This window comes from Ideonella sp. B508-1 (assembly GCF_000333615.1).
Lineage (GTDB): Bacteria > Pseudomonadota > Gammaproteobacteria > Burkholderiales > Burkholderiaceae_C > Ideonella.
In genome coordinates, this window is sequence record NZ_BADL01000366.1 from 1 (window position 1) to 6,915 (window position 6,915).

General features: G+C 70.2%; 5 protein-coding genes and 1 pseudogene. 4 read left to right on the forward strand and 2 right to left on the reverse strand.

Annotated features, from left to right (window positions below; translation table 11 throughout):
- From I73_RS28225 to gspF, 3 genes and pseudogenes are all read left to right on the forward strand, one after another.
- Positions 1 to 746, forward strand: a pseudogene (locus tag I73_RS28225) (type II secretion system protein GspD); the annotation flags it as partial.
- A 4-nt stretch (positions 747 to 750) separates the two neighbouring features.
- Positions 751 to 2,187, forward strand: a complete 1,437-nt coding sequence (gene gspE, locus I73_RS15350) for a type II secretion system ATPase GspE (RefSeq protein ID WP_022981422.1) — start codon at positions 751 to 753, stop codon at positions 2,185 to 2,187.
- 13 nt (positions 2,188 to 2,200) lie between these two features.
- Positions 2,201 to 3,421 carry a type II secretion system inner membrane protein GspF gene (gspF, locus tag I73_RS15355; protein ID WP_022981423.1) on the forward strand — a complete coding sequence of 407 codons (1,221 nt, stop codon included), beginning with the start codon at positions 2,201 to 2,203 and terminating at the stop codon, positions 3,419 to 3,421.
- 39 nt (positions 3,422 to 3,460) lie between these two features.
- Here the strand turns inward: gspF and I73_RS15360 are convergent, their stop codons facing one another.
- Positions 3,461 to 5,011, reverse strand: a complete 1,551-nt coding sequence (locus I73_RS15360) for a methyl-accepting chemotaxis protein (RefSeq protein ID WP_022981424.1) — start codon at positions 5,009 to 5,011, stop codon at positions 3,461 to 3,463.
- 248 nt (positions 5,012 to 5,259) lie between these two features.
- Between I73_RS15360 and I73_RS15365 the strand changes: the two genes are divergently transcribed.
- Positions 5,260 to 6,258, forward strand: a complete 999-nt coding sequence (locus tag I73_RS15365; RefSeq protein WP_051049233.1) for an AAA family ATPase — start codon at positions 5,260 to 5,262, stop codon at positions 6,256 to 6,258.
- Between the two features lie 3 nt (positions 6,259 to 6,261).
- Here the strand turns inward: I73_RS15365 and I73_RS15370 are convergent.
- Positions 6,262 to 6,915 (reverse strand): MgtC/SapB family protein (locus tag I73_RS15370; protein ID WP_026096792.1); only part of this gene is annotated, 654 nt, incomplete at its 5' end.

Genomic DNA, 6,915 nt, shown 5'->3' on the forward strand with positions numbered 1-6,915 from the left:
CCTTCACGCTGGGCGCCCTGGCCAACTTCCTGCAGACGCAGACCGGCGCCAACGTGCTGTCCACGCCCAATCTGGTGGCGCTGGACAACGAGGAGGCCAAGATCGTCATCGGCTCCAACGTGCCCTTCGTGACCGGCAGCTACACCAACACCGGCGGCAGCAGCAACTCGGTCAACCCGTTCCAGACCGTCGAGCGCAAGGACGTGGGCATCGTGCTGCGCATCAAGAGCCAGATCGGCGAGGGCGGCACCATCCGCATGACGGTCTACCAGGAGAACTCCACCCTGCGCACCGACGGCAGCTCCATCACCGACAAGAGCTCGATCGAGACCAGCGTGGTGGTGGACGATGGCCAGACCATGGTGCTGGGCGGTCTGCTCAAGGACGAGTACGGCGACGCCGACAACAAGGTGCCGCTGCTGGGCAGCATCCCGCTGCTGGGCCGGCTGTTCAGCAGCGACAACCGCTCCCGCACCAAGACCGACCTGATGCTGTTCCTGCGCCCGGTCATCATCCGGGACAACGCCTCGATGGACAAGCTGGTGGTGGACCGCTACGACGCCATCCGCGCCGTGCAGCAGAACGCCCAGCCCGAGAAGGACATCCTGCTGCCGGTGGACAGCGCCCCGCTGCTGCCGGCGCGCCAGCCGGGCCAGAAGGTGCCGGCCGCGCCGCTGGTCACCCAGCCCTTCGACGCCCCGCAGGCGCCCGCCGACAGCGCCTCGGCCCCTGCCACCACGAACTGACACCATGGGCCAGCGACACCCCCTGCCCTACGCCTTCGCCAAGGCCAACACCCTGCTGCTGGAAGACGACGGCCAGCGCCTGGTGCTGCACTGCGCCGACAGCAGCCCGCGCAGCGCGCTGGGCGAGGTGCTGCGCCTGTATGCGGTGGACCAGCTCGAAACCGCACCGGCCGAGGCCCTGGCCCGCCGCCTGGCCGAGGCCTATGCCGGTGGCGAGGGCAGCGCCGCCTCGGTGATCGGCGAGGTCGAGAGCGCGGTGGATCTCTCCCGCATGATGCAGGAGCTGCCGGCGGTGGAAGACCTGCTGGAAGCCGCCAACGACGCGCCCATCATCCGCATGCTCAACGCCCTGCTGACGCAGGCGGCCAAGGACGGCGCGAGCGACATCCACATCGAGCCCTACGAGCGCAGCAGCTCGGTGCGCTTCCGGGTGGACGGCACGCTGCGCGAGGTGGTGCAGCCCAACAAGGCCCTGCACGCCGCGTTGATCAGCCGGCTGAAGATCATGGCCGAGCTCGACATCGCCGAGAAGCGCCTGCCCCAGGACGGCCGCATCAGCCTGCGCATCGGCGGCAAGGCCATCGACGTGCGGGTCTCGACCCTGCCCAGCGCCCACGGCGAGCGCGCGGTGCTGCGTCTCTTGGACAAGAGCGAATCCAAGTTCACGCTGGAAGGCCTGGGCATGGACGGCGCGGTGCTCAACGCCTTCGATCAGCTGGTGCACCAGCCCCACGGCATCGTGCTGGTCACCGGCCCGACCGGCTCCGGCAAGACCACCACGCTGTACGCCAGCCTGGGCCGGCTGGACACCGCCACCACCAACATCCTGACGGTGGAGGACCCGGTCGAATACGAGCTGCCCGGCATCGGCCAGACCCAGGTCAACGCCAAGATCGACCTCACCTTCGCCAAGGCCCTGCGCGCCATCCTGCGCCAGGACCCGGACGTGATCATGATCGGCGAAATCCGCGACTTCGAGACCGCGCAAATCGCCATCCAGGCCTCGCTGACCGGCCACCTGGTGCTGGCCACGCTGCACACCAACGACGCGCCCTCGGCCGTCACCCGCCTGATCGACATGGGCGTGGAGCCCTTCCTGCTCAGCTCCAGCCTGCTGGGCGTGCAGGCCCAGCGCCTGGTGCGCAAGCTCTGCAATCACTGCAAGAAGCCCGGCGAGCCCGGCCCCGACGGCCAGCCGCGCTGGGTGGCCGTGGGCTGCCCCGAATGCGGTGGCAGCGGCTACAAGGGCCGCACCGGCGTCTACGAACTGATGGTGGTGGACCCGGCGGTGCAGGCCCTGATCCACAACCAGGCCGCTGAGAGCGAGATCGTCGAAGCCGCCCGCCGCAACGGCCTGCGCTCCATGCGCGAGGACGGCGAGCGCCTGGTGGCCCAGGGCATCACTTCGCTGGAAGAAGTGCTGCGCGTGACCCGCGACTGAGCCCCACCCCACCATGTCCGCATTCAAGTACGAGGCCCTCAACGACGCCGGCAAGACCGTGCACGGCCTGGTCGAGGCCGACAACGCCAAGGCCGCGCGCGCCCTGGTGCGGGGCCAGGGCCTGGTGCCGCTGGCCGTCACCGCGGTGGCCATGGCCGAAGCCGCTGGTGGCCGCTCCATGATGCCGCGCGGCCGGCGGGCCTTCACCAGCAGCGGCCTGACCGTCTGGACCCGCCAGCTGGCCGGCCTGGTCAGCTCCGGCCTGCCGCTGGAGCGGGCGCTCACCGCCCTGTCCGACGAGGCCGAGGAGCCGCGCCAGCGCGAGCTCATCGCCCACCTGCGCAGCGAGGTCAACGCCGGCAGCCCCTTTGCCCGCGCCCTGTCCACCGCGCCGCGCGAGTTCGACGACGTCTACCGTGCCGTGGTGGCCGCCGGCGAGGCCAGCGGCGCCCTGGGCCCGGTGCTGGACCGCCTGGCCAACGACCTGGAGGAACGCCAGGCCCTGCGCGCCAAGCTGATCGGCGCCATGCTCTACCCGGCCATCGTCTCGCTGATCGCGGTGGTCATCGTGACCTTCCTGGTCAGCTACGTGGTGCCTCAGGTGGCCTCGGTGTTCGCCAACGGCAAGCATGCGCTGCCGGGCCTGACGGTGGCCATGCTGGCCATCAGCGGCTTCGTGCGGCACTGGGGCCTGCTGGTCGTGCTGCTGCTGGCGGCCGGCGTGGGCGGCCTGCTGCTGGCCCTGCGCAACCCGGCTTTCCGGGAGCGTTTCGATGCCGGCATCCTGACGGTGCCGCTGGTGGGCCGGCTCTCGCGCGGCTACAACGCGGCGCGCTTCGCCGGCACCCTGGCCATGCTGGCCAGTGCGGGCGTGCCCATCCTGAAGGCCCTGCAGGCCGCGGCGGAGACCCTGGGCAACCACGCCATGCGCGCCGACGCCATGGACGCCCTGGTGCAGGTGCGCGAGGGCGCGCCACTGGCCTCCGCCCTGGCGGCCAAGAAACGCTTTCCCGGCCTGCTGGCCATGTTCGCCCGCCTGGGCGAGCAGACCGGCCAGCTGCCGGTCATGCTGGACCGCGCCGCCCGCCAGCTGGGCAGCGAGGTGCAGCGCCGCGCGCTGGCCGTGGCCACGCTGCTGGAGCCGCTGCTCATCGTCGCCATGGGCGGCGTGGTGATGCTGATCGTGCTGGCCGTGCTGCTGCCCATCATCCAGCTCAACACCTGGGTGAAGTGAAGCCTGGGTCCGCGGGGCCCGGGTGAGCCTTGCGCGCGGTCAGCCTTCCAGCCGGAAGGTCGAGACCATGCCGCTCAGGCGGCCGGCCTGGTCCTTCAGGCTCTCGGCGGCGGCGGTCGACTGCTCGACCAGGGCCGCGTTCTGCTGGGTCATGCGGTCCAGATCCGTCACTGCCAGATTGACCTGACCGATGCCCTGGCTCTGCTCGCGGGTGGCCGAGCTGATCTCACCGATGATGTCGGTGACGCGCTGCACGCTGGCCACGATCTCGGTCATGGTGCTGCCGGCATCGCCGACCAGGCGCGAGCCGGTCTCCACCCGCTCCACGCTGGCGCCGATGAGCGACTTGATCTCGCGGGCGGCTTCGGCGCTGCGGCCGGCCAGGCTGCGCACCTCGCCGGCCACCACGGCGAAGCCGCGGCCCTGCTCGCCGGCGCGGGCGGCTTCCACCGCCGCGTTCAGGGCCAGGATGTTGGTCTGGAAGGCAATGCCGTCGATCACGCCGATGATGTCCGCGATCTTCTGGCTGGACTGGTGGATCTCGTTCATCGTGGCCACCACCTCGCCCACCACCGCGCCCCCGCGCTGGGCCACATCGGCGGCCGAGGTGGCCAGCTGGTTGGCCTGGGCGGCGGCATCGGCGCTGTTGCGCACCGTGCTGGTGAGCTGCTCCATCGCCGAGGCGGTTTCCTCCAGGTTGGAGGCGGTCTGCTCGGTGCGGGCGCTCAGGTCCTGGTTGCCGGTGGCGATCTGGGTGCTGGCGGTTGAGATGCTGTCCACCGCGCGGCGCACCTCATGCACCGTCTTGCGCAGGGCCTCGCGCATCGCGTCGATGGCCTGCATCAGCTGGCCCGTTTCGTCGCGGGCATAGTGGCGGCGCGCCGCCTGGCTCAGGTCCATGCGGGCCACGGCCTGGGCGGCCACCTCGGCCTCGCGCAAGGGCACGGTGATGCTGCGGGTCAGCTGCCAGGCCAGGGCCGCGCCGATCACCACGGACAGCAGCCCGACGACCACCAGCACGGTGGTGGCCCGCACGCGCAAGGCCTGCACGTGCTCGGCCGAGGCATCGAAGGTCCGGCGCTGCATCTCCACCAGGCTTTGCACGCCGGCCAGATAGGCAGCGGACGTGGGTTCGAACTGCTCGGCGAAGGCCTTGAGCGCCCCCGCAGCATCGCCGGCCTTCTTGTACTTGTTGACCTCGTCGCGCGCGGCCAGATAGGCCTTGCGCAGTTCGGTCACCTTGGAAAACTCAGTCTTCTCTTCCTCGGTGTCCATCGCCGCCTCGATCACCTTCTGGAGATCGTTGGTCTCGGCGATGGACTTGGCGCTGGCCGGCGCGAAATAGGCCACCAGGCTGGGGTCGCTGCTCTTGGCGATGGCCGCGGCGCGCTGCATGCCCGCGGTGGTGTTGTTCAGCCAGGCCTCACCGGCGCGCTCGGTCTTGAGCTGGTCGCCCACCATGGCGCTGACCTCCCGGCCCAGGTCCCGCAGCATCAGGACGCTGGCGATGCCGCTGAGCAGCGACAGGCCGAGGATGACGGACAGGACCAGCGCCAAGCGGCGGCCGATGGTCACGTTCTGAAGCCACATGGACAGTCTCTCCCTGAGTGGATGTTGGCGGACCTGCGAAGAGACCCGAATACAGAACACGGTATTTTTCACGGGCCGTCAGGCTCCGATCGGTGGAAAAGCCGGGAAATGGCCCGACCACACGCAGGCCCGTCTTTTGCTAAAACCACAACTGAGCCCGCATCCGGCCGCTGATCGCGGCTTGGGGCGGCAGGTGCTTTGCTGCAATGAAGGCACCGGGCGGCCGGTGCCTACTGGATGGAGGTTGCATGTCCACATCTCACGAGCTCATGACCGTTCAGGGCGGATCGATCCCGATCGCCCGGATGCGCAGCGTCTACCACCTCAACGAGGTGGAACAACGGCTGGCCAAGCTGCCCGACCGGGAACATGAACACCTGCGCAGCACCTACGAGCGCATGCTGGAAAAGGGCCCCGAGCGCTTCCAGGTCAAGCCCGCCGGCCTGCCGGCCATGGACCACCTCTACGACGAACTGCCCAACTTCCACGAGGCGCTGGACGACCTCAAGCGCCAGATCGCCCTGGTGGAAGACAGCCGCGACGCGCTGGAGATCACCCCGATGCTGCTGCTGGGCCCGCCCGGCGTGGGCAAGACCCATTTCGCCCGCGAGGTGGCCCAGCTGCTGGGCACCGGCATGGGCTTCATCAGCATGAGCGCGCTGACCGCCGGCTGGGTGCTCTCGGGCGCCTCCAGCCAGTGGAAGGGCGCGCGTCCCGGCAAGGTCTTCGAGACCCTGGTGGACGGCCAGTACGCCAACCCGGTGATGGTGGTCGACGAGATCGACAAGGCCCGCGGCGAGCATGCCTACGACCCGCTGGGCGCGCTCTACAGCCTGCTGGAACACGACACCGCCCACAGCTTCACCGACGAGTTCGCCGAGGTGCCGATCGACGCCAGCCAGGTCATCTGGGTGGCCACGGCCAACGACGAGCGCAGCATCCCCGAGCCCATCCTGAACCGGATGAACGTCTACGAGGTGCAGATGCCCGACCTGGAGGCCGCCCGCGCCATCGCCCGGCGGCTCTACCAGTCCATCCGTGCCGCCCATGCCTGGGGCGAGCGTTTCGACGAGACCCCGTCCGATGCGGTGCTGGACCGCCTGGCCGAGGTGGCCCCGCGCGAGATGCGCCGGGCCTGGATGACGGCCTTCGGCAACGCCCGGCTGGATGGCCGCGGCAGCCTGCTGCTCAAGGACCTGCCGGCGGCCGGCAGCAGCCGCAAGACCACCATGGGCTTCGTGCACTGAGCCTCAGTTGCGGGCCGGCGCCAGGGTGTAGCCGGCCACCCAGGCCTGGCGGCCCAGGGCCTGGGCCAGGGCGTCCAGCGGCGCGGCCTCGCTGCGCCGGCGGATCACGGCGACGAAGCGCCATTCGGTCAGGCCGGCCTCGCAACGCAGCGACAGCGAGCCCGGCGCCAGCTGGTAGCCCAGGCCCCGCAGGAAAGCATCCAGTGCGGCCGCCTCCAGCGTGGCCCCTGCGGCAAGCTGGATCGTCACCCCCAGGGCATGGTGCGAGGGCAGCCAGGCCTCCACCTTGGCGCCCCACATCATGGTGCCGGCGCACAGCAGCGCCAGCAGGATGGCCGCGGCATAGAAACCCACGCCCAGCAGCACGCCGATGGCCGAAGCCGCCCAGATCGAGGCCGCGGTGGTCAGGCCGCTGATCGTCAGGCCGTCCTTCATGATGACCCCGGCGCCGAGGAAGCCGATGCCGGTGACGATGCCCTGGATCACGCGGGTCGGGTCGCTGCCGTGCGCAACCGCCGCATCGAAGCCGCCGTACCAGGCGTCGGGATAGCCGGTCATCACGGTCAAGGCCGCAGACGCCATGCAGACCAGGCCGTAGGTGCGCATGCCCGCGGCCCGGCCGCGGAAGGAGCGCTCGTAGCCGACCAGGGCGCCCAG

What these genes read in the sequence shown, in the direction of transcription:
- I73_RS15365 (WP_051049233.1), top strand. Translation starts at nt 5,260, where the DNA reads ATGTCCACATCTCACGAGCTCATGACCGTTCAGGGCGGATCGATCCCG.
- I73_RS15360 (WP_022981424.1), bottom strand. Translation starts at nt 5,011, where the DNA reads ATGTGGCTTCAGAACGTGACCATCGGCCGCCGCTTGGCGCTGGTCCTG.
- gspE (WP_022981422.1), top strand. Translation starts at nt 751, where the DNA reads ATGGGCCAGCGACACCCCCTGCCCTACGCCTTCGCCAAGGCCAACACC.
- gspF (WP_022981423.1), top strand. Translation starts at nt 2,201, where the DNA reads ATGTCCGCATTCAAGTACGAGGCCCTCAACGACGCCGGCAAGACCGTG.